General features: G+C 66.3%; 20 protein-coding genes. 11 read left to right on the top strand and 9 right to left on the bottom strand.

Annotated features, from left to right (window positions below):
• Positions 1-3 precede the first annotated feature (3 nt).
• From acs to AC239G_RS04010, 6 genes are all read left to right on the top strand, one after another.
• Positions 4-1,953, top strand: a complete 1,950-nt coding sequence (gene acs, locus AC239G_RS04035) for an acetate--CoA ligase (RefSeq protein ID WP_487489865.1) — start codon at positions 4-6, stop codon at positions 1,951-1,953.
• Between the two features lie 149 nt (positions 1,954-2,102).
• Complete coding sequence (locus AC239G_RS04030; RefSeq protein ID WP_139907048.1) at positions 2,103-2,972, top strand: SDR family oxidoreductase; 870 nt, start codon at positions 2,103-2,105, stop codon at positions 2,970-2,972.
• Positions 2,973-3,031: 59 nt separating this feature from the next.
• Positions 3,032-4,015, top strand: coding sequence for a patatin-like phospholipase family protein (locus AC239G_RS04025; RefSeq protein WP_487489864.1), 984 nt, complete (start codon positions 3,032-3,034; stop codon positions 4,013-4,015).
• A gap of 77 nt (positions 4,016-4,092) precedes the next feature.
• On the top strand, positions 4,093-4,590 hold the full coding sequence (locus tag AC239G_RS04020; RefSeq protein ID WP_139469186.1) for a hypothetical protein: 498 nt from the start codon (positions 4,093-4,095) through the stop codon (positions 4,588-4,590).
• Positions 4,591-4,654: 64 nt separating this feature from the next.
• Positions 4,655-6,100: a sugar porter family MFS transporter gene (locus AC239G_RS04015; RefSeq protein WP_139469184.1), complete on the top strand. Its 1,446-nt coding sequence runs from the start codon at positions 4,655-4,657 to the stop codon at positions 6,098-6,100.
• Between the two features lie 9 nt (positions 6,101-6,109).
• Entirely contained in the window at positions 6,110-6,472 is a 363-nt protein-coding gene (locus tag AC239G_RS04010; RefSeq protein WP_487489863.1) for a universal stress protein, read from the top strand.
• A gap of 7 nt (positions 6,473-6,479) precedes the next feature.
• Here the strand turns inward: AC239G_RS04010 and AC239G_RS04005 are convergent, their stop codons facing one another.
• Both AC239G_RS04005 and AC239G_RS04000 read right to left on the bottom strand, forming a co-directional pair.
• The gene (locus tag AC239G_RS04005) at positions 6,480-7,295 is read right to left on the bottom strand and encodes an isocitrate lyase/PEP mutase family protein (protein WP_180345641.1); all 816 of its coding nucleotides are present in this window, start codon (positions 7,293-7,295) and stop codon (positions 6,480-6,482) included.
• A 56-nt stretch (positions 7,296-7,351) separates the two neighbouring features.
• Entirely contained in the window at positions 7,352-8,062 is a 711-nt protein-coding gene (locus AC239G_RS04000; RefSeq protein WP_487489862.1) for an ArsR/SmtB family transcription factor, read from the bottom strand.
• A gap of 137 nt (positions 8,063-8,199) precedes the next feature.
• On the opposite strand from AC239G_RS04000, the gene mgtE reads away from it, so the two are divergent.
• Positions 8,200-9,567 (top strand): magnesium transporter, encoded by a 1,368-nt coding sequence (gene mgtE, locus AC239G_RS03995; protein ID WP_487489861.1) that lies wholly within the window; start codon positions 8,200-8,202, stop codon positions 9,565-9,567.
• A gap of 19 nt (positions 9,568-9,586) precedes the next feature.
• Here the strand turns inward: mgtE and AC239G_RS03990 are convergent, their stop codons facing one another.
• Both AC239G_RS03990 and AC239G_RS03985 read right to left on the bottom strand, forming a co-directional pair.
• Positions 9,587-11,368 carry an ABC transporter ATP-binding protein gene (locus AC239G_RS03990; protein WP_181271031.1) on the bottom strand — a complete coding sequence of 594 codons (1,782 nt, stop codon included), beginning with the start codon at positions 11,366-11,368 and terminating at the stop codon, positions 9,587-9,589.
• A complete protein-coding gene (locus AC239G_RS03985; protein ID WP_487489860.1) occupies positions 11,365-13,119 on the bottom strand; it encodes an ABC transporter transmembrane domain-containing protein in 1,755 nt (584 codons plus the stop codon). The genes AC239G_RS03990 and AC239G_RS03985 overlap by 4 nt, the downstream gene beginning before the upstream one ends.
• 83 nt (positions 13,120-13,202) lie before the next feature.
• Between AC239G_RS03985 and AC239G_RS03980 the strand changes: the two genes are divergently transcribed.
• Both AC239G_RS03980 and AC239G_RS03975 read left to right on the top strand, forming a co-directional pair.
• On the top strand, positions 13,203-14,087 hold the full coding sequence (locus AC239G_RS03980) for an oxidoreductase (RefSeq protein ID WP_487489859.1): 885 nt from the start codon (positions 13,203-13,205) through the stop codon (positions 14,085-14,087).
• Positions 14,088-14,122: 35 nt separating this feature from the next.
• Positions 14,123-15,196: an amidohydrolase family protein gene (locus AC239G_RS03975; RefSeq protein ID WP_434593860.1), complete on the top strand. Its 1,074-nt coding sequence runs from the start codon at positions 14,123-14,125 to the stop codon at positions 15,194-15,196.
• A 34-nt stretch (positions 15,197-15,230) separates the two neighbouring features.
• Here the strand turns inward: AC239G_RS03975 and AC239G_RS03970 are convergent, their stop codons facing one another.
• Positions 15,231-16,421 (bottom strand): acyl-CoA dehydrogenase family protein, encoded by a 1,191-nt coding sequence (locus AC239G_RS03970; RefSeq protein ID WP_487489858.1) that lies wholly within the window; start codon positions 16,419-16,421, stop codon positions 15,231-15,233.
• 122 nt (positions 16,422-16,543) lie between these two features.
• On the opposite strand from AC239G_RS03970, the gene AC239G_RS03965 reads away from it, so the two are divergent.
• Complete coding sequence (locus tag AC239G_RS03965; protein ID WP_139469170.1) at positions 16,544-17,440, top strand: LysR family transcriptional regulator; 897 nt, start codon at positions 16,544-16,546, stop codon at positions 17,438-17,440.
• Positions 17,441-17,534: 94 nt separating this feature from the next.
• A complete protein-coding gene (locus tag AC239G_RS03960; protein WP_139469168.1) occupies positions 17,535-18,170 on the top strand; it encodes a class I SAM-dependent methyltransferase in 636 nt (211 codons plus the stop codon).
• Between the two features lie 70 nt (positions 18,171-18,240).
• On the opposite strand, the gene AC239G_RS03955 is transcribed toward AC239G_RS03960, so the two are convergent.
• From AC239G_RS03955 to AC239G_RS03940, 4 genes are all read right to left on the bottom strand, one after another.
• Positions 18,241-19,644 carry an aldehyde dehydrogenase family protein gene (locus AC239G_RS03955; RefSeq protein WP_434595343.1) on the bottom strand — a complete coding sequence of 468 codons (1,404 nt, stop codon included), beginning with the start codon at positions 19,642-19,644 and terminating at the stop codon, positions 18,241-18,243.
• A 125-nt stretch (positions 19,645-19,769) separates the two neighbouring features.
• Positions 19,770-21,161 carry an APC family permease gene (locus tag AC239G_RS03950; RefSeq protein WP_434595340.1) on the bottom strand — a complete coding sequence of 464 codons (1,392 nt, stop codon included), beginning with the start codon at positions 21,159-21,161 and terminating at the stop codon, positions 19,770-19,772.
• A 311-nt stretch (positions 21,162-21,472) separates the two neighbouring features.
• Positions 21,473-22,435, bottom strand: a complete 963-nt coding sequence (locus AC239G_RS03945; RefSeq protein WP_487489857.1) for an AraC-like ligand-binding domain-containing protein — start codon at positions 22,433-22,435, stop codon at positions 21,473-21,475.
• Between the two features lie 169 nt (positions 22,436-22,604).
• Positions 22,605-23,201 (bottom strand): TetR/AcrR family transcriptional regulator, encoded by a 597-nt coding sequence (locus tag AC239G_RS03940; RefSeq protein ID WP_487489856.1) that lies wholly within the window; start codon positions 23,199-23,201, stop codon positions 22,605-22,607.
• Positions 23,202-23,246 lie beyond the last annotated feature (45 nt).

Below are 23,246 nucleotides of genomic sequence, written 5' to 3'. Positions count from 1 at the left end.
ACGATGACGAACAATCCGACGATTCAGGAACTCAGCCACGAGGACAGGGCTTTCCCACCCCCAGCGGACTTCGCCGCCGCAGCCAATGCCCAGGCTGTCGAATACGAGAAGGCGGCCGCCGACCGCATCGGCTATTGGGAGGAGCAGGCACAGCGGATCAGCTGGGAGACTCCCTTCAACACGGTCCTCGACTGGTCGGAGAAGCCCTTCGCGAAGTGGTTCACCGGCGGCAGGCTCAACGCCTCCTACAACTGCGTCGACCGCCATGTCGAGAACGGCCTCGGCGATCGTGTGGCCTACTACTTCGAAGGCGAATCCGGCGATACCCGCACCATCACGTACTCCGATCTTCTGCGCGAGGTCTCAAAGACCGCGAATGCCCTCGCCGAACTCGGGGTCAAGACCGGCGACCGCGTCGCCATCTACATGCCGATGATCCCGGAGACGGTGTTCGACATGCTGGCCTGCGCCCGCCTCGGTGCCCCGCACACCGTCATCTTCGGCGGATTCTCCGCTTCGGCGATCGCCGACCGCGTCAAGGACTGCGGAGTCGAATTCGTCATCACCGCAGACGGCGGCTATCGCAAGGGCAAGCCCTCGGGTCTCAAATCCGTCGTCGATGAGGCGATGGAGGACTGCCCCGAGGTGCGCAATGTCCTCGTCGTCCGCCGTACCGGCCAGGACGTGGACTGGAACGGCGACCGTGATCTGTGGTGGCACGAGGTCGTCGATCGGCAGCCGGAGACGCACACTCCAGACGCCTTCGATTCCGAACATCCGCTCTACATCATGTACTCCTCGGGAACGACCGGAAAGCCCAAGGGCATCATGCACACCACCGGCGGCTACCTCGTCGGCGCTTCCTTCACCCATTGGGCGGTCTTCGACATCAAACCCGAGACGGACGTCTACTGGACGGCCGCAGACATCGGCTGGGTGACCGGCCATTCGTACATCGTCTACGGTCCGCTGGCCAATGGGGCCACCTCGGTGCTCTATGAGGGCACCCCGGACACACCGCACCGGGGCCGGTGGTGGGAGATCGTGCAGAAGTACAAGGTCTCCATCCTCTACTGCGCGCCCACGGCGATCCGCTCGTTCATGAAATGGGGCCGCGACATCCCCGCGCAGTACGACCTGTCCAGCCTGCGTCTGCTCGGCAGCGTCGGTGAGCCGATCAATCCCGAAGCGTGGATGTGGTACCGCGAGCACATCGGCGGGAACCGCTGCCCTGTCGTCGACACCTGGTGGCAGACGGAGAACGGCAGCATCCTCATCAGCCCTCTGCCGGGCGTGACCGAGACGAAGCCGGGTTCGGCGATGCGTCCGCTGCCCGGCATCGTCGCCGACGTCTACGACGATGAGGGCAATTCCGTCGAACCCGGAAACGGCGGCTACCTCGTCATCAAGGAGCCGTGGCCGTCGATGCTGCGCACCCTATGGGGCGATGAGGAACGGTTCAAGAAGACCTACTGGTCGCAGTACCCGGAGGTGTACTTCGCCGGGGACGGTGCGAAGATCGACCGCGACGGTGATTTCTGGGTCCTCGGCCGCGTCGACGACGTCCTCAACGTCTCCGGTCACCGGATGTCGACCGCGGAGATCGAGTCCGCCCTCGTCGCTCATCCGAAAGTCGCCGAGGCGGCCGTGGTCGGGGCCGCTGATGAGATGACAGGGCAGGCGATCGAGGCCTTCGTCATCCTCCGGGAGAGCGCGCACGACGGCGGGGACAATGTCGTGGGTGAGCTGCGAAGTCATGTGCGGTCCTCGATCGGACCGATCGCGACTCCCCGTTCGATCATGATCGTGCCCGATCTGCCGAAGACCCGGTCGGGCAAGATCATGCGACGGCTGCTCAAGGACGTGGCCGAGAATCGCGAGGTCGGCGATGTCACGACCCTCGCGGACTCCTCGGTGATGGACCTCATCCAGAAAGGCATGAAGGAGAGCTGACCTTCCCAGGCGACGGGCGATTGGCTAACCCGCCCTTGCGTGACCCACGGCACACTGATGTACTGTTGAGTAACATCTCGTGAGGTCCGCTTGGGCGGGTTCTGCTCGCGAGGAACAGCACTGACGCCTAACTGCAAGGACGCACAGACATGACGCGTGGAACGAAGATCGCCGGCAACCGCATCCTCATCACAGGGGCCGGAAGCGGAATCGGCAGACTCATGGCTCTGGACGCGGCGGCCCGCGGCGCAGCCGAGGTCATCATCTGGGACCTCTCGGACGAACGCGGGGACGCGGTGCGCGCCGAGGTGGAGGCCGCTGGAACCAGGGCCCGATCCTTCACCCTCAATGTCGGTGATGCCGACCAGGTTGCCGCCATGGCCGAGCAGACCGGTCAGATCGACATCCTCGTCAACTGCGCCGGCATCGTCTCCGGCAAGAAGCTTCTCGACATGGAGGAAGCGGCGATCCGTCGCCTCTACGACGTCAACACCTTCGCCCTGTACTGGACGACCCAGGCCTTCCTACCCGGAATGATCGAACGCGACCGCGGTTCGGTGGTCACCATCGCCAGCGCTGCCGGCCTGACCGGAGTCGCTCGACAGACCGACTACTCGGCGAGCAAATGGGCGGCGGTGGGCTTCACCGAGTCACTGCGCGGAGAGCTGCGCGCCGACGGCAGCCGGGTCAATACGCTTGCCGTGTGCCCCTTCTATATCAATACGGGCATGTTCAAGGGAGTGCAGACGAAATTCCCCCGCCTGCTCCCGATCCTCGAAGAGAACGATGTGGCCACGCGGGTCCTCGACTCCGTCGAATCCGGTCGTGAGCAGCTGGTCATGCCCTCACTCGTCCGCCTGGTTCCGGGTGCCCGCCTCCTGCCGACCCGCGCTTTCGACAAGGTCATGGACTTCCTCGGCGTCAACCAGACGATGGACCACTTCACCGGTCGCACCGGTCCGAACCGGACGCACCGGTCACCAGAGGGAGACGTGCCGGTCACCGTCGCACGTCACTAGGCGGCACATCCTCGGCGCTGGTCCACAATGGAATCGGGGTGCGAAGGAAAGGAGCCGCCATGACGACGACCGATCTCGTTCTCGAGGGCGGCGGTGCAAAGCTGCCGGGCCTGGTCGGCGCGGTCGAAGCTCTCGCCGACAGCGGCTTCGACTTCCACCGGATCGCCGGCACCTCGGCCGGGGCCATCGTCGGTGCGCTCACCGCGGCGGGCATCGGCCCGCAGACTCTGCAGCAGAAGGTCCTCGAACAGGATTTCACCGAGTTCGAGGACCTTTCTGCTGCCTTCCGCCTCGTCCCCTGGTTGGGGCGGGTGCAGGGACTGCTGCTGCACAAGGGGATGTATGCGGGACAGACGCTCCACGATTTCCTCGCCACGGCTTTGGCTGATCAGGGGGTGCGCACATGGGGTGACCTCAAGCTCGACGATCCCGGAAGCGCAATTCCGCCGGAGCGATCGTATCGTCTCGTCGTCATCGTCTCCGACGTCTCCCGCGGCCGCATGCTCCGCCTCCCCTGGGACTACGAAGAGGCCCTCGGCGTCGATGCGGACAGTCAGTCCGTCGCCGAGGCGGTGTGCGCCTCGGCGGCCAGCCCGTTCTTCTTCCGTCCGCGGGCTCTGCCCGCCCGGCCGAATGTGGCCGGTGGAGACTCCGTGCTCGGTGCCGACGGCGGACTGCTCTCGAACTTCCCCGTCGACGTCTTCGACCGCAAGGATGCGCTGCCAGCACGGTGGCCGACCTTCGGCGTCATGCTCTCGGCCCGGCGGACGGCGGCCGCGGAATGGCGGCCCAACGCGACGACCTTCCAATACGCGAAGTCCCTGTTGTCAACGATGATCAACGCGCACGACCGGCGGCACATCGACGACCCTTCGGTGACCGAAAGGACGGTGTTCGTCGACACGACCGGCCACAGCAGTACGGACTTCGCTTTGACGACGGCCGACAAACTCGATCTCATCTCGTCGGGCCGAATGGCCGGAGAGAAGTTTCTGGCGCACTGGGATTGGCAGGAGTGGAAGGACCGCTTTGACCGGAAATGATTCTGTCCCCCATGGCCTGCGACGGATCGACGTGTAAGAATGAGGGCCCGAACCTGATTGCGAGCGAAGGAGAGATCATGAGCGAGTTCGATTCGGACGCGGCCGACCGGCTGGAAGACGACCCCATCCTCGACGATCCCGAACTCGACGATCCGACGGCCGAAGAGTTGGATGATCCCGAACTCACCGCCGCCGAAGCAGAGGCCGACCAGGTCGACGTCGACTCCGGCATCGACGATGAGCCCGCCGAGCCGACCGTCGAGCCCGGTGCCGAAGGGCCGGAAGGCACGGGCATCGAAGGGGCCGACGATGCTCTCATCGACGACGCCGGCTGGGACGACGAGAACGAGGCTCCCGGTCTCTCCGACGAGTTCAACACCGATCAGTCACCTGCCGCGGAACAGGGCAATCGTGTCGGCGACGAGATGGTCTCCGACGATGATGACGAATTCGAAGTCGCCGAGCTGGATGGCGACGACCTCGATGTCGATGCCCTGGCCGACGACGGAACCGAAGAGGTCTCGGTCATCGACGGGATGCCCGAAGTCATCGACGACTCGTATCAGGAGGACTGAGCTCCACCCCCTCCGCTTGCGGCAGGCTCCCATGTGTTAGGACTGAAGGGGAAAGGAGCCGCCCATGCCACCCGGATCCCCGCGTCGCCGATCGACGTCCACCGCCAGCACGAACTTCGAACTCCCCCACGTCGGCACGGGTCGCCCCGTCCACCGCCTCGGCATCATCGCCACGGTCGCCACCTTCGGCGGGCTGCTCTTCGGCTATGACACCGGAGTCGTCAACGGAGCCCTCGAACCCCTAAGCGAGGACTTCGGCCTGACCGCGCTGAGCGAAGGCCTCGTCGTCGCCTCTCTCATGGTCGGCGCCGCCTTCGGTGCGGTCTTCGGCGGTCGAGTCGCCGATGCCTGGGGCCGTCGCAAGACGATCCTGCTCCTGGCCGGAGTCTTCATCATCGGCACCCTCGGCTGCGTGCTCGCGCCCGGGGCGGAGTTCCTCATCGGCGCCCGCTTCGTCCTCGGACTCGCAGTCGGCGGTGCCTCGGCGACGGTGCCCGTCTATCTCGGTGAGATCGCCCCGTCGGAGAAGCGCGGCAGCTACGTCACCCGCAATGAGCTCATGATCGTCGGCGGTCAGCTTGCGGCGTTCGTCATCAACGCCGTGATCTTCAACTTCTTCGGGCATGTCGACTCGATCTGGCGGTGGATGCTGCTCGTTGCCCTGGTGCCAGCGATCGCCCTCCTCGTGGGCATGATCTTCCAACCCGAGAGCCCGCGCTGGCTGATCTCGCAGGGACGCACCGAGGAAGCTCTGGCCGTGCTCAAGCAGGTCCGCTCCCCCGAACGTGCCGAGGCCGAGATCGACGAGGTCACCCACCTCGCAGCCGAGGATGCGAAGGAGGCCACGGGCGGGCTCTCCGACCTCGGCACCCGGTGGGTGCTGCGACTGGTGATCATCGGTGCCGGACTCGGCTTCTTCCAGCAGCTGACCGGAATCAACTCGGTCATGTACTACGGAACTCAGCTGCTCACGAGCGCGGGCCTGGATTCCGGTGTCGCCATCATCGGCAACATCGCCAACGGCGTGTTCTCCCTGGCCGGCATCTCCTTGGGCATGTATCTGCTGAATAAGCTGCCGCGCCGGGTCATGTTCCTCACCGGCTACGCCCTCATCGCGGTCTTCCACACGCTCATCGCCCTGACCGCGGTCATCGTTCCTCCCGGACCGGCACAGGCGTGGACGGTGCTCGCGTTCCTCGTCCTCTTCGTCTTCTCCATGCAGGGAACGGTCGGCCCGCTGACCTGGCTGATGCTCTCGGAGATCTTCCCGATGAAGATCCGCAGCTTCGCAATGGGCATCTGCGTGTTCGTGCTGTGGATCATGAACGCCATCGTCGCCCAGTTCTTCCCGCCGCTCATCGAGGCTTTGGGCATGACGGCGACCTTCGGCATGTTCGCCGGCCTCGCCGTGATCGCCTTCGTCTTCCTGGCACTGATGCTGCCGGAGACGAAGGACAAGGACCTCGCGGAGTTCGAACGCGAATTCAAAGCCGAGTACGGACGCAGATAAGGAGCCTCCATGTCAGTCGCCGTCGCCGTCACCGACAGTCCCGAGGGTCGGCTTGCCCTCCAATCGGCCGTCGCCGAGGCGCAGAACCTCGGCACCGGGCTGCTGCTCATCAACCTCACCCTCCATGACTTCACCGAGGATGAGATTCCCTCCGGGCTCGAGGTCACCGTCATCAATCGGTCCGGCCGCGGCGATCGCGACCCGGTCACCGCCGTCACCGACGAACTGAGCGATCACGCGGAGGTCGATCGCCTCGTCCTCGGTGTCCGTGCCCGATCGCGCGTGGGCAAGATGATCCTCGGGTCGGTCGCGCAGCGGCTCATCCTCCGCTCCCCCGTGCCCGTGCTCACCGTCCGGCAGGACGGGCGCTGACGCTGACTCAGCCCAGTTCGGTGAAAGCCCGGTACGAGAGCACGTTCTCAGTCTCCGCCGGGGAGTCGTCGGCAAGGACGGCGAGGGAGCGCAGCGCTTCCGACATCGCCGCACGGTAGAGCAGGGACCCGGTGCTGATCCGGGCCACCCCCGCCTCGGCGAGCGTCGTCCGCGAGTATCGCGGACTGGCCAGCACGTTCACCGGAACCCGACTGCGGGCGGTGATCGTCTCGATCGTCGACAGGTCGAGGTCGCCGGGGACGAAGATGCCATCGGCTCCCGCGTCCGCATAGGCGTCGATGCGTTCGAGAACCTCGCCGAGGCTGTCCTGGCCGAGCCAGAATGTGTCGATCCGTGCGTTGACGAACAGATCCGGACACGCTTCCTTGACGGCCGCCATCTTCGCGGCCAAGACCACGGGTTCGCTCATCAGTGCGTGCCGCGAGTCCTGGATGTTGATGCCGTCGATGATGAGTCGGCCGGCGGGGTCGGCGGGGTCGGCAGCGAAAGCCTCGCGCACGCTCGCGAAGACGGATTCGGGACTGTCACCGTACCCGTCTTCGAAGTCGCAGGTCAGCGGCTGTTCCGGCAGCGCCCGACGCAGAGCGGCGACGAGGTCCGCGGTGGCGGTCAGCGTCTCACGGTCCTCATCGGCGGCGCCGATGGCGGCCGCGACGCCCAGACTCGTCGTGCCCACGGCCCGGTGCCCCGCCTCGGCGAAGAACTGGGCACTGGCCACGTCCCAGGCGCAGGGCAGGATGAATGGGTCGCCGGGAACGTGCAGTTCGCGGAAGGCTCGCGTGGTGTCGGTGGGTGAGGTCATCGTCGGTTTCCTTTGTTCGCTGTCGGATAGTGCGCTGTCGGATTGTGCGTTGGGGGTCAGAGATGATCTCTCTGTGCGCTGAGCACCCAGTCGAGGCGGTCGCGCCCGTCCGCGGTGATCGTCAGAGCTCGCGAGTGCGGGCGGCGCAGGATCCACCCGCGGTCGAAGAACGTGCTGCAGATGTCGTCGCCGAGGCGACCGCCGAGGTGGGAACGACGTTCCGTCCAATCGAGGCACCGGCGCACAAGGGGGCGCGACGAGGCGGTCGGTTGACCGACTTCGAGCCCGAATGCCTCTGCGAGCCCGGCCCTCCCGGATTCGGTGATGGTGAGAGACGGATCGATCCATTCTCGCTGCATCAGTGCGGAGAAGAGCTGAGTGCCGAACCGGCCTGCGATGTGCCGGTAGCAGGTGCGGGCTTCGATGAGCTGACGGTTACGGGTCTTCGCAGCCAGCGTCGGTGCTGAGGTCATCGCTCCGCCGGCCAGAGCTCCGGTGTGCTCCAGCCAGTCGGCCACGTCGGTCGAGGCGATCTGAACATAGCGGTGTCGGCCTTCTCGTCGCTCGACGAGGACGCCGTGGTCGATGAGGACGTTAGCGTGTTCGGACATCGACGACATCGGAATCGACAGAGCGCGGGAGAGCTCAGTGAGCGTCCAGGCACGGCCGTCGAGGAGGATGGCACAGATCATCACGCGCCTCGGGTCGGCGATAGCCGACGCCAGAGCGGCGATGTTCGGTGCGGACTCCGGGAATCTCCTCGTCATGTCCTCATCGTAGGCCCGTGTCGTTTCGGTGGTGCCCGAAACGTCGCGACTGCGCGCTGTCGAGGCGAGCCCGGCGCCGCCTCGTAGATGGCCTAAGGTTGAGGGCGGAAGTTTCCGTCCGAGGTGAGGGGGCATGCGTGGCCGATACGACAGAGGGCACCGAGGCGGCCGACCGACTCGAATCCGCACTCACCGGCAGAATCGATCCCGGTACGCTCGATGAGATCGCTGGTCTGGCCCAACAGGTCCCGCGTGCCGAGATCGGACGCCTCGTCCACACCTCGACCCCGCTGCAGTCTGCGATGCTCTTCCGCGTGCTGACGAAGGAGGAGGCTCTCGACGTCTTCGAGGACCTCCCTCCGGCGTACCAGGCCGAGCTCATCGGCAATCTCCGCGAACCCGAGGTCGCCGATATCGTCGAGGGCCTCGACCCCGATGACCGTGCCGAACTGTTCGGCGAACTGCCCGCCAGCGTGGCCAGTCGCTTGATGAAGGGGCTGACCCCGGACGAGCGATCGATGACCTCTGCCGTGCTCGGCTACCCGAAGTCCGCAATCGGACGGTACATGTCTCCGGAGGTCCTCGGCATCCACGAGGATTGGACGGCGGCCCAGGCGATGGAGGTTGTGCGCGCCCGCATCGACGGACCCGAGACCGTCTATCTGCTGCCTGTCGTCGGCCCCGGCCGGGTACTGCGGGGCGTGGTGTCGCTGCGCAATCTGCTTGCCGCCGATGAGGACACGATCATCGAGGGCATCGTTCGTGATTCTCTGAGCACTCATGCGCTGACGGACCGTGAGGAAGCCTCGCGTGAGTTCCTCTCCCACCGGCTCATCGCGATGCCGGTGACCGATCAGGAGGAGCGGCTCGTCGGCATCCTCACCATGGACGACGTCCTCGATATCGTCGACGAGGAGGACGCGGAGGATCTCGCCCGGGGGTCCGGTACGGAACCGCTGGATCGCTCCTACCTGTCCTCGACGATCATGCGTCTGGTCAAGAGCCGCATCGTGTGGCTGCTCGTCCTCGCCGTATCGGCGATCCTCACCGTCCAGGTCCTCGAAGTCTATGAGGACCGACTCGATCAGGTCGTCGTCCTCGCGCTCTTCATTCCGCTGCTCACCGGCACCGGCGGCAACACAGGCAACCAGGCGGCCACCACCGTCACCCGAGCCCTGGCCGTCGGTGAGGTGCGCGTCCGCGACCTCGGCCGAGTCATCTGGAGAGAGCTGCGCGTGGGCGCGGTACTCGGTTCCGTGCTCGGCACATTGGGCTTCGTCGTCGCCGGACTCGTCTACGGTTGGGCGATCGGCCTGGTCATCGGGCTGACGCTGCTGTCGGTGTGCATCATGGCCGCGACGGTGGGAGGGCTGATGCCGATCATCGCGAAGAAGGTCGGGGCGGATCCAGCGGTGTTCTCCAACCCGTTCATCTCCACGTTCTGCGATGCCACGGGCCTCATCCTCTACTTCACGATCGCCACGACGGTGCTCGGCCTGAGCTGATGCCCCCTGTCCGACGGCCTCAGCCCGACCACGCCTCCCACAGCTCGGCGTAGCGGCCGCCTGCAGCGACGAGGTCGTGGTGGGTGCCTTCCTCGATGACCTGTCCGTGCTCCATGACGAGGATCCGGTCGGCTTTCTCCGCTTGGCTGAGCCGGTGGGCGACGATGAGCGCACCACGGCCGGAAAGGACCGCCTCGGCGGAAGATTCGAGGACATGAGCTCCGGCCGATCCCGCCTCGGCGGTGGCTTCGTCGAGGATCGCGAAGTCCGGGTCGGCGAGGACGAGGCGGGCGAGCGCGATCATCTGCTCTTGAACCGCGGACAGGCGGACCCCACCCTCCCCGATCTGCGTGTCGAGGCCGTTCGGCAGGGACGTCGCCCACCCGGCGCCGACCGTGTCCACGGCCTTGCGAACAGCGTCGTCGCTTGCGTCCGGACGCGGCAGGGTGATGTTGTCGCGCAGGCTGCCGGAGAAGGTGTGCACCTCCTGCGCGACCATGGCGATATGCCGGCGCAGCGCGGATTCGTCCATCGATCCCACGTCCACCCCGTTCGCCGAGGCGGCCCCGCCATCCGTCAGCTGTGCCCGTCCGTGACCGGGTGCGGACAGTCCCGCGGCAATCTTCGCCAGCGTCGTCTTCCCGGCACCGGTGGTGCCGACGACCGCGATGTGCTCACCCGGCGCGATGCTCAGGTTCACCCCGCGCAGCACGTGATTGTCCGTATCCGGGTCGGTGTCGTAGGAGAACCACAGGTCCTCGAGCACGAGCCACGGGGCAGCGGGTGCGGCCTGGGCCGAGCGCTTCGGCACGGTTCTGGCTTCGTCGATGACTCCGACCATCCGGGTCAGGGAGGCGCCGGCCGATTGGACCTGGTCGAAGAGTCCGACGAGGGCGCCAATGGGGTTGAAGAGGCGGTGGAAGACCAGAGCCGCCGTGGTCACGGCGCCGGCGGTGGACTCCCCGAACCAGACGAGGACGAAGCCGGCGGCCAGCAGCAGAGAGAGCACGACTGCCTCGGCGCGGTTGTTGCGGCCGAAGGCGCGGGTGACGAATCGGAAGACGTCGATCGACAGGTCGCGGGCATGTGCGGAGGCGGAGTCGATGCGTCGCATCTCCCCGGCCTCTGCGCGATAGGCGCGCAGGGTCGCGCTGCCTGTGAGGCCGCCGAGCAGGCGGCCGGCGCGCCTGCCGAAAGCGGCGCGTTCTTCTTTGTAGATGGGTTCTGATCTGGGCAGATACCAGCGCAGAGTGAGCCAGTACATCGGCACGGCGACGAGCCCGGTGAGGCCGAGACGCCAATCGATGGCGGCCAGACCGAAGGCAGAGACCACGACGACGAGGAGGGATTCGACGACGAGCGGCAGCACTTGGCCGGCGGCCTCGCCGATCTTGCGGGAGTCGTCGGCGACGCGGGAGACGAGGTCGCCGGTGCCGGTGCGTTCGATCCGCTGGGACTCGAGTGTCAGGGCTGAGTCGACGACTTCCGTGCGCAGTTCGGCGACGACGGGCATCGCGATGCGGGCGAGCGCCCAGGCGCCGATCCATGTGCCGGCGGCCATGACGATGCCGGCGATCGCGACGGCGATGGCGCAGACCCACACGAGTTCGGGGTCTGCTCCGGCGGGGAGTTCGTCGACGAGACGGCCGATCGCCCACGGCCCGACGAGGCCTGCCCCGGCATTGGCCAGTCCCGCGACGACGAGGAGGACGATCCAGCCGGCGCGGCGCCGCAGCAGCGGGGCCAGGTGGGCGAAGGAGCGACGCCGCGAGGCGATCGTCAGGGTGGTCTGCGGCGTCATCGGGTCACCGTGTCTCTGTAGGCCTCGGCACTGTCGGTGTCCGTCTCGAGGAGATCGGCATGGCGGCCGATGAGCAGCGGGCCCGACGTGGGGCGATAGACGACGGTGTCGGCGGCGGCGAGGAAGGCCGGGGATGAGGTGAGAATGATCGTGGCCTGGTCTCCTCTCCTGCGGCGCAGTCGGCTGAGCCCGTGGGCGATCTTCGCTTCGGTGACCGCGTCGACGGCGGTGGTGGGTTCGGCGAGGACGAGGATCTGCGGGTCGGCGTTCAGGGCTCGAGCCAGGGCGACGCGCTGCCGCTGGCCGCCGGAGAGGTTTCCGCCGAGTTCCTGGATCCGGTAGCCGAGTCCCCCATTGACGAGGTCGAGCAGCTCGTCGACGCCCGAGGCGGTAAGCACCTCGTCCGAGATCGGCGGGTGATCGACAGCGTCAGTGCGGTCGTCGGCGTCTGAACTGTCGGCGGTGACGACCATTGTGATGTTCGATCCGATGGTGCCTTCGAACAGGTCGACGTCGTGGGGTGCGACGAGCATCCGGGCGGGGCCGAGGCTCCTGGCGTGGGAGGTCAGCTCAGCCAGCAGCATGGCTGCATCCTCGGCGTCGTCGGAGACGATGCAGGTCAGCGCTCCCCCGGCGGTGGTGAGTGCCCGGGACTCGGCGGTCGTCGGCCATCCGGTGATGGTGATTCCGGATTCGGTGGTGGTCACTCTCGGGCGGATATCGGCGGCATCACGGGTGGTGGGGGCCGCCTCGGCGCTGGTGTCTGTCGCATCGCCGGTGCCTGATTCAGCATCGATGCTGGTCAGCAGGCGGGCGATCCGTTCGGCGGCGCCGTGGGATTGGGCGAAGAGGCCGACGATGTCGGCGAGTGCGCGCATGGGCTCGGTGAGGAAGGCGGTCATGCCGAGGATGCCGATGAGCGCGCCGACGCTCATCTGGCCGTCGATGAGGCGCAGGCCCGCGACGATGAGGACGATCGCCAGCACCGCGGACATGACGAGTGCCCCGAGCCCGGCCAGGCGTCCGGTTTTCTCACCTGTGGCGACGCCGGCTTCGGCGGCCGCATCGGAGGTGGCGCGGTAGCGACGGACCGCCCACGGCTCGCCTCCCATCGCTTTGATCACGCGCAGTCCGTGCATGAGGTCAGACGCCGAGCGTCCGGCGGAGGCGACGGCTTCGAGTTGCGCGGTCGCGCGCGCGGAGACGGACCGGCCGGGCAGGGCGACGACGATCAGGCCGATGGGCACGGCGATGAGGACGACGAGTCCGGTCACGGGGTCGGCGATGAGGAGGAAGACCGCGGCGGTGATCATGCCCAGCACCGAGGCGATGCCGCGTCCGGCCTGTTGAAATGCGGTGGCCGCGGTGTCGGCATCGGCGGACGCGATGGACAGAACCTCGCCCGAGGTGCGGTCGGCTGGAAGGCTCGGGGCGGTCAGCGCCGCGTGTGTGATCTCGGCACGCAGGGCGTGGGCTTCGTGCTCGCGGGCGGAGTTGCACAGACGTGCACCGAAACGGTAGCCGAGGCTGAGTACGGTGAAGAGGAGGCCGAGTCCGATGATGAAGATGATGAGAGCCGGGATCGACAGCGGGATGATCGCCCGGTCGACGATGATGCCGATCGCCACCGGCACGAGCGCTTCGCAGACCTGCCAGATCGACAGGGCACCAGCTCCGCCGAGCAGGGGACGGATGCGCCGACGGGCGGCTCGGCGCAGCATCTGCGCACCGGTTTCAGGGGTCTTCGGCACGAAGGCTACCCTAACAAATTCGGTGGTGCGGTGGCGGCTCGGGTGGACAGCTGACTGCCAGGGCGGAAATCTAGGATGGCCTCATGACTTCTCCGATCGACTTCGGCATTCCCGATCTCACAGGGCGCACGGCCCTCATCACCGGCGCGAACAGCGGACTCGGCCGGGTGACTGCCCGGGTTCTCGCGGGCAGAGGTGCCCACGTCATCTTGGCTGTCCGCAACCGCGCGAAGGGTGAAGCCGCCGCGAAGACGATGCCCGGCAGCACGGAGGTGCGCGACCTCGACCTCGCCGATCTGTCCTCGGTGCGCGACTTCGCTGCGGACTTCACCGATCCGGTCGATCTCCTCATCAACAATGCGGGGATCATGATCCCGCCCCTGTACCGGACCGTCGACGGATTCGAATCGCAGTTCGGGACGAATCACCTCGGCCATTTCGCCCTGACGAATCTGCTGCTCCCGCAGGTGCGCGAGCGCATCGTCACCGTCGCCTCCATCGCCCACCGGTTCGGCACGATCGACTTCGACGATCTCCAGTGGACCGGCCGATCGTATCGGCCGATGGCCGCCTATGGTCAGTCGAAGCTGGCGAACCTGCTCTTCACCGATGAACTCCAGCGCCGGCTGTCCGAACGGACATGCTCGGTGATCGCGACGGCCGCCCATCCGGGGATGGCGGCGACGAATCTCTTCGGCTCCAGCGACGACAACTCTTTGGACGCGCGAGTCAGCCGTGCGTTCACCCGGGTGGTCGCTCAGAGCGAGCAGAACGGGGCACGGCCGATCCTCTGCGCCGCCGTCGCCGATCTGCCCGGTGGCAGTTACATCGGCCCGACCGGCCTGTTCGAGATCCGCGGAAAGCCGGGGTTCGCATCCCGTTCGGCGAAGTCCACCGACACCGAGGTGGCCCGCCGACTGTGGGCGGTGTCCGAAGAGCTGACCGGGGTCGGCTTCCCGGAACTGTGAGGATTGCAGATGCCTGCGGTGACTAAGGTGGATTCATGACGACTCTGCGCAATGTGCACATCATCGATGTCGACACCGCGGCCATCGGCGATGCCGTCGACATCGACTTCGCCGATACGATCACGACGATCAGTCCTGCCGAGGCCCCGTCTGCGGAGTCGAACGGCTTCGTCCTGCCCGGGCTCATCGACACCCATGTGCACCTGAAATCACGGGAGCCGCTCGTCGGTGCTCTTCGCACGGGGCTGACGACGCTCGTCGATCTCGGGACGCATCCGGACTCGCTTGTCGACGATTTCCGGTCCGACCGCGGAATCCCGGGGATCGTCAGCGCCGGATCGGCCGCCTCGGCACCGGGGAGCTCACAGATCGAGCTGATGGGATTCCCCGTCGGATCCGGTGTCACCGGGCCCGACGATGCCGAGCGGTTCCTCGACTGGCGGGAGGCCGGCGGAGCCGATCTCATCAAGATCATCATCGAGGATCCGGACGCCACCGAGGTGCCCGCGCTCGATATTCCGACGCTGCGGGCGCTCGTCGACGGAGCCCGCGGCCGGGGGCTGCTCACCGTCGCCCATGCGGTCACTCCGGGGGCGTTCGATCGCGGCCTCGAGGCTGGTGTCGATGTGCTCACCCATGTCCCTTTCGGGGCACGGCTGAGCGAGGCGACGATCTCTCGGATCGTCGAGACGGGCACCATCGTCTCCCCCACCTTGGTGATGATGCGTGCGATTGCCGACGCCCGCCTCCGCGAGCATGCCGATTCCGCGTTCGCTCTCGCCCTGTCGAATGTGCGCGCCCTGCACGCTGCGGGAGTGCGGATCATTGCGGGCACCGATGCGAACGAGACGCCGTTCGCGCCCGTGCCCCACGGGGCGTCGCTGCACGGTGAGCTCGGCTACCTGATCGACGCCGGGATGACTGCCGCCGAGGCGATCCGGTCGGCCACCTCGGGCGCAGCCGATGCGCTCGGGCTGAGTGACCGGGGGCGGATCGTCGAAGGCGACCGTGCGGATCTGCTGGTCCTCGGGACCGATCCGCTGGCTGATCTGGAAGGTCTGCGCACCCCCGCCGAGGTGTGGGTCGGCGGGGCGCAGGTCAGCAGCTGACCTGGGGTACCGGCCGACTGCGGAACCGATCAGCTCAGCGGAAGGCCTGCTGGCCGGTGATGTGGCGGCCGAGGATGAGGGTGTGGACCTCGTCGGTGCCTTCGTAGGTGCGCACGGATTCGAGGTTGTTCGCGTGCCGCAGCGGTGAGTATTCGAGGGTGATGCCGTTGCCGCCGAGCATCGTCCGGGCCTCCCGGCAGATGGCGATGGCTTCGCGGCAGTTGTTCAGCTTGCCGACGGAGATCTGCACGGGATCGAGGGTCCCGGTGTCTTTGAGTCGTCCTGTCTGGATGGCCAGGAGGGTGCCCTTCTGGATCTCGAGGGCCATGTTCACCAGCTTCTCCTGAGTGATCTGGTAGGCAGTGAGCGGCTTGTCGAACTGGAGGCGATTCTGTGCGTACTCGAGGGCGACTTCGAAGGAGTCGCGGGCGGCCCCCATGGCGCCCCACATGATTCCGTACCGGGCCTCATTGAGGCAGGAGAACGGCCCCTTCAGTCCCGTGACCTCGGGCAGGACCGCCTCGGCGGGCAATTTCACGTCCGCAAGGTTGATATCGCACTGGATGGAGGCCCGCATCGACAGCTTCTGCGTGATCGGGGTGGCGGTGAATCCGGGGGTGTCGGTGGGCACGAGGAAGCCGCGGATGCCGTCGTCGGTGGCGGCCCAGATGACGGCGATATCGGCGATCGAGGCCAGACCGATCCAACGTTTGGCACCGTTGAGCGTCCAGGATCCGTCGGCGCCCTGGGTGGCGGTGGTGGCCATGGACGCCGGGTCGGACCCGGCGGTGGGTTCGGTCAGTCCGAAGCAGCCGATGATCTCACCTTTGGCCATTCCGGGAAGGTAGCGGTTCTTCTGCGCCTCGGAGCCGAACTTGTGGATGGCCGACATCGCCAGCGATCCCTGGACGGAGACGAAGGTGCGCAGTCCGGAGTCGCCGGCTTCGAGTTCGAGGGCGGCGAGACCGTATTCGACGGCGGAACGCCCCGGGCAGCCGTACCCCTGCAGATGCATGCCGAGGAGGCCGAGCTCGCCCATCTCACGCACGATCTCGGTCGGAAAGATCGCGCCTTCGTACCATTCGGCGATGTTCGGGCGGATCCGCTCGTCGACGAAGCTGCGGACCTTTTCGCGCAGCGCCAGCTCGTCGTCGGTGAGGAGTCCGGCGAGGTCGAGCAGGTCGGAGGGGTCGGCGGTGGTGGTGTCTGTGGTTTCGGCAGTCATGGGCGTCTCCTTGGGCATTGAGTTCGTCTTCAACAGTGCCATCGGAATTACTCAGAGTCCAAGAGGTAATATCTTGGTGATTAAGCGTATATTCTTATCAATCGGCGCAGTGGGGACATGACATGGAGTTCAGGCAGGTCACTGCGTTTCTCGCCGTCGCCGAGGAGCTGCATTTCGGGCGAGCTGCGGAACGTCTGCACATCGCGCAGCCCGCGCTCAGCCAGATGATCCGCGCGCTCGAACGAGACCTCGACGTCGATCTGTTCGAGCGGACGACGCGGCGGGTCCGACTGACGCCGGCGGGTGAGGCGCTGCTCGAACCCGCTGCGGCAATCGGGACTCAGGTCGACGGTGCCCGGCGCATGGCCCGGGCCGCTCAACAGGGCCTGGCGGGCCGGGTGCGCATCGGATTCGGCGGCACGAGCGGCTACTCCATCCTCTCCAGACTGGCCCGCGAGGTCGGCGAACGGCACCCTGGCATCAGCCTCGACCTGCAGCCGCAGATGTACTGCGGGGAGGCCGCGATCGCGCTGCGCGACGGTGAGACGGATCTCGCGATCATCAGCCCGCCGGTGCCGGCCGGTGTCGAGGTCCACGTCATCCGGCAGGAGAGCGTGATGATCGCTATGCCCTCGGGGCATGAGCTGGCGGAGCGTGAGTCGGTGAGCATGGGTGAGCTCGCCGGTCAGCCGTTCATCTCCTATGCCCCGTCGCACGGGTCGCAGGTCAGAGAGGTGATGATGCGGCTGGCCGATGACGCCGGTTTCCTGCCGCAGGTCGTCCAAGAAGCACCGGACCCCTACAGTCTTCTGGCGCTCGTCGGCGCGCAGGTCGGCATGGCCGTCGTCGTCGAGTCCTCGGATCACATCCGTATCGACGGAGTGCGCTATGTCCGCCTCGCCGAGGGCGGGGATTCGTTCACGCTCGCCCTCGGCTGGCGCCGGAACAACCCGTCCGAAGCACTGGCCCGGGTCCTCGACATCGTCCGAGAGCTCTTCCCCTCCCCAATTACTACCTGACGGGGGCCTAGCAACCTGGCGCGAGGTTGCCGGGCCCCCGTCAGGTAGTTCTGAGAGCGCGAAGTTGGTGCGGAATGAGTGAGAGACTATTGGGATGGTGCATTCGACCGATCTTTCGGACTACGCCGCAAAGATGCGTCGGTTGGCTCATTCAGGTGTCGACCTCGAAGTCGACGCCCGGTTCATCGACATGATTGTGCCTCGCAAATCAACGGTCCTTGACATCGGCTGCGGCATCGGCAGTGCGGTCGCGGCACTGCGCAGAGCCGAACACCGGGCATTCGGCATCGACCCGAATCCCGAGGTGCTGCAGGTGGCGAGGGAGCTCTTCGACTCTGTTTGGTTCCGGCAGTTGTCAGCGACAGACCTGTCAGCCGGAACGATGGCAGATCATCAGTTGCCGAAGCGCTTCGATCTCATTCTCATGTCAGGCAATGTGCCGGCTTTTCTGACTCGAGTGGAGCTCGCAAGGGCATTCGCCACTGCCGACGAGCTGCTGGCACCTGGCGGTCGCCTCGTTGTCGGAACAACGACCCACCGACGAGGCGGCCCTGCCGATCTCGATCACTGCTCGGCCGGAACATCACTGAGACTTGAGCATCGCTATGGAGACTGGCACCTCGGCGCATTCGACTCCGACTCACCGTGGTCGGTCAGCGTCTATTCGGCCCTAGGTACCCGCCGCACAGCTGACGGCCCCGACGGCATTCACGTATTACCACCCGAATAGCCCTCCCAGAACTACCTGACGGCGGCCCAGCAACCTCGCGCGAGGTTGCTGGGCCGCCGTCAGGTAGCAATTACCAGGAGATGACTTGGGGGATGCTCACGTGCTTGAGGCCCTCGAGACCGAATTCGAGACCGAAGCCGGACTTCTTGACCCCACCGAACGGCACGCGGGGGTCGACCGCGCCGTGCTTGTTGATCCACGTGGTTCCCGCCTCGAGACGGGCCGCGACCTGTCGGCAGGCGTCGAGGTCTGTGCCCCACACCGAGGATCCGAGGCCGACTTCGAGCTCGTTGGCCCATTCGACGGCCTGGTCGAGGTCGGTGTACTTGATGATCGGCAGGACCGGCCCGAACTGCTCCTCGGCCACCAGCGGGTTGTCGTTGTCGATGTCGGCGACGAGGGTCGTCGGGTAGAAGTAGCCGGGCTGCTCGGCGACGGGATCGCCGCCCATGAGCACGCGCGCTCCCCCGTCCTTGGCTGCGTCGACGAGCCGAGCGACGATGTCGTACTGCTGCTTGTTCTGCAACGGCCCCAGCACGTTCTCCTCTTCCAGCCCCACACCCATCGGGGACTGTCCGGCCACCTCGACGAGGGCCTGGCAGACCTGATCGTAGAGCGATTCGGGGACATAGAGCCGCTTCATCGCAGCACACGTCTGTCCGGTATTGATGAACGCGCCCCAAAACAGGTCTCCCGCGATCTGGGCCGGATCGGCGTCTTCGAGGATGATGCCTGCGTCGTTGCCGCCGAGCTCGAGGGTGATGCGGGCGATGTTGTCCGCGGCGGTGCGCATGATCGCCTGTCCGGTCTTCGTCGACCCGGTGAACATGATCTTGTCGACATCCTCGTGGCTGGTCAATGCAGCGCCCACAGAACCATCACCGGGAACGACGGAGAGCACATCGGCCGGCAGCACCTGGTTGACCACAGCCACAAGCGCCTGCACGGACAGCGGCGTGTACTCCGAGGGTTTGAGGACGACGGTGTTTCCCATCTTCAGAGACGGCGCGAACTGCCAGACGGAGATCATCATCGGCCAATTCCAGGGACCGACCGCACCGACGACGCCGACGGGCTTGTAATGGAGTTCAGCATGCGTTTCGCCGTCGTCGACGAGGACCTCGGGTTCGAGTTCGAAGGACGCGTTCGCACGCAGCCAGGCCGCGCAGGCACCGACTTCGAAGCGGGCGTTGGGTCCGTTGAGGGGTTTGCCCTGTTCGCGTGAGAGCAGCTCAGCCAGCGCCTCGGCGGAGGCTTCGATGGCGTCGGCGGCTCGGTTGAGCAGGTCGTTGCGCTCCTGGGAGCTGCGCGCTGCCCAAGCAGGCTGAGCCCGGCGCGCTGCTGTCACCGCAGCGTCGATCTCTGCCGGTGTGCCTTCGTGGGTGCGGCCGACGACCTCACCGGTGGCGGGGTCGTGGATCTCGCGTCCGGAGGGGTCGACGATGGCGGCGAGAATTCCAGCGGTGGTGGTCATTTCGGTGGCGGTTGCCTCGGCGGTCATGGTGCTCCTTTGATCGGCGACCGGGTAGGTCGGCGGCGGTTGGTGTGGTCATTTTCTGGCGGTGTGTACGGCTGTTTCAGGCGGTCGGGACGCCTACGTCATCCCAGGGAACCACCCGAACCGATTCCTGCATAGAGATTCGGTGACGACGAGCGGAGGACGATGGCCCAGATCGTGCCGATGAGCCCGGGGACGAGAACGATGGCCGGCAGCAGCCAGGACAGGACCGTGGTGCCCTCTGCGCCGATGAGAACGTTGAAGTTGATGACGATGGCGACGAAGAGGACGAGGAGTCCGATGGCTGACAGGCCCGGGGCGATCGCGCGGGTCCACAGCGAATACTCCCCCGACTTCGTGCGCAGGAATCCGACGACGGCGAGCGCAGTCAGCGCCATGAGCAGGACGAGTCCGAAGGCCCCCATGTTCGTCAGCCAGGTGAAGAGCGTGACGACAGGGAACAGCGGGTCATCGCTGCCGGAGCCGACCACGGCGAAGACGAGGATGATGACAAGCGCCAGTCCCGACTGGGTGAGGGAGCCGGCCACGGGAGCACCGGTGCGCCGCGAGGTCCTGGCCAGCGACGACGGCAGAACCCGGTCTCGACCGAGCGCGAAGACGTAACGGGCGACGATGTTGTGGAAAGCCACGAGCGCGGCCAGCAGCGAGGTGAGGAACAGCAGGTTGCCGAGGTCGACGAACCACACCGGGGCGTGTTCGCCGAGGAAGACGAACATGAGGTCGGGCCCGAATTCCTGGGACCGGCCGATGACCTTCGAGACCCCTTCGCCGACGACCATCGCCCAAGCTGAAAACGCGTAGAACACCGCGATGATGCTCACGGCGATGACGGTGGCCCGGCCTGCCGTGCGACGAGGATCTTTGACCTCCTCGTTATAGATGGCCCCGGATTCGAAGCCCATGAAAGCCGCGATCGAGAATGCCAGGGCCGCGCCGACTCCAGGGGCGAAGAGCTGATCGAAAGCGAGCCCGTCGCCGGTGATGCCCTCGGGGCTGTGCGCGAGTCCGATGATGTCGAAGACGATGACGACGAGGAACTCCGCGCCGACGATGATGCCGAGCACCTTCGCGGAGAAGTCGACGCGCAGCACTCCCATGATGCCGACGATGACCCAGGCGATGAGGGCGCAGACCCACCAGGACCAGGAGATGCCGAAGAGAGTGTCGAGGAACGAGGAGAAGACGAAGCCGAACATTCCGGCGATGCCGATCTGCATGGCGTTGTACGCGACGAGCGCGGTCATCGCCGCTCCCATTCCGGCGGGCTTGCCCAGCCCTTTCGAGATGTAGGCGAAGAAGGCCCCGGCGTTGTGGACGTGGCGGCTCATCGCCGCATAGCCGATGGCGAAGAGGATGAGAATGATCCCGAGGACGACGAATGACAGCGGAATCCCCACCAGGCCGGTGACAGCGAAATTGCTGGGGACTCCGCCCGCAACGACGGTCAACGGCGCCGAGGCGGCGATGATCATGAAGACGAGCGCGGGGATTCCGATGCGGCGGGCATCGAGTGAGGCCGTGGCCGAGGGTGCCTGCCCGACGTCCGTGGAGGCCCGATCGGCGGCATTGCCGATCGGGGAACCCAGGCCGCCTTTGGCCGGGTCCGAGCTGAGAGTGCTCATGTGATCCACCTAACAGTCAAAGTGATTACTGCCAGTGTGGGTGCCGCCTGCAGATCGCGTCTTGGCTTTGCAGGCAGAGTTCTTGACGATTCGCGCATCCGCGTCGGGGCGCTTCGGTCCGAAGCGGCCGATCCGGTCCTGATCAGTTGGCCCGATCCTCGTCAGTCGGCGTGGATGCTGCGGCGGTACCCGGCGGGCGGCTGTCCGACTGCACTGCGGAACAGCCGGGAGAAGTGTGCGGGATCGCTCAGTCCCCAACGGGCGCCGATGGCGGCCACCGGGGTCTGGCGCTGCCCGGGGTCGGCGAGGTCGACTCGACATTTCTCGATGCGGCGTCGTCGGATCTCTCCGGCAACGGTCTCCCCGGTGCCTTCGAAGATCTGGTGCAGGGTGCGCACCGAGATGAAGTGGGCGGCGGCGATGGTCGAGGGGGTGAGCTGCGGGTCGGAGAGGTGGACATCGATGTAGTCGGTCATCTCAGCCCACAGTCGCTGCCGTTCGTCGATCTCGCCGCCCGCGGCAGAGAGCTCGTCGGCCATCACGGTGGTGAGCAGATCGACGACGTTGCCGGCCAGCCGCACACCGGTCGCCCGGTTGAGGGTCGGCAGCATGGCCCCGGCCTGGGAGATGACCTGGGCGACGACCGCGCCGAGTTGGTGGTCGGCTCCGATCGGGGTGGCGGTGAGTTGGCCGACGGTTCCGGCAGGCAGGTTGACCCGTGACTGCGGGAACATCATGACGTAGGACGAGAAGTCCGAATCGAAGCTGAGCGTATACGGTCGTGACGTGTCATAGATGGCCAGCGATCCGGGCGCCAGAGCCATCTCACGTCCGTCCTGGATGAGCAGTCCGTGCCCGTCGAGCTGCAGAGAGACCTTGAAGTAGTTCGTGCCGGCCGCGCAGCCGTGCGCCTCCGACCGGGCTCGGGCGATCAGCTCGGGGGTGCGCAGGACGGCATGGGGATTGGCGTTGATCTGCGACATCACCACGGAGTCGTAGTCGCGCGCGCTGATGCGACCTTGGAATCCGCCTCGGCGCTGGGGTTCCGTATCGAGTGGGACGAACGAGTCCGAGACCAGGCCCTGCCAGCCGTCGAAGTCGTTCGCGGTGTCTTCAAGCAACATCGTCGTCCTCAGTTCACTCGGCCTCGACCGCTTCGCCGAAGGCCCGTTGTCCGGTCACTCTATCCCCAACCGCCGCGCCAGTCACCACCCCGAACCCGATTACCGACCATTTGGTCACCTAGCTTCGGCAAGGCTCCCTCCGTCCAAGGTTCGCCCCGGCCCTACCGGTTCAGTTCGGCAAGTCGAGTCGGGCGATGACGTAGTCGAGCTGGGCCCGAAAGCCGGCGAAGTCGAATCCGCGCCCTCCGATGATCGCGCCGGTCTGCGCCCCGAGCAGATACGTCAGGAGCACTTCGGTCTCGGATTCGATATCGACCTCGGCACGCAGATGACCGTCAGCGTCGGCCTCGCCGAGCCAGGAGACGATCCACGCCCTCCACAGCTCCATGGTCCCTGCGGTCGCGCGGGCGTGTTCGGGGTTCTGGGCCACCTCGGCGAGATAGGACAGGACGACGCGGGCTTCGTCGTGCAGCGCGGGGGTCACCGGGAGCACCTCGTGCGCAAAGGCGCGCAGAGCGTCGAGACCGCGCAGGCCCGTCGTCGAGGTCGCGACCCGGGCGTTCGTGGCCTCGAAGACGTAGAGGTAGGTGGCCGCGAGCAGGTCCGCCTTCGAACCGAAGTACGTTTTGACGACCCCATTGGCGAACCCGGCCTCAGCCGCGATATCGCGCATCGTCGCCCCACTGAGGCCCTGGCGGACGATCAGGCGCAGCGTCGCCTGCACGAGGTCCAGTCGTCGCTGGTCATGGTCGACGATCTTGGGCATGGTTCCTCCACAGCGGTGCAGATCGGGTCTTGACTTTATTTCCTA

This window comes from Brevibacterium sp. Lmc1 (genome assembly GCF_057654315.1).
The sequence above is the reverse complement of the archived record's forward strand: the minus strand, read 5'-3'. Positions and strand labels throughout refer to the sequence as shown.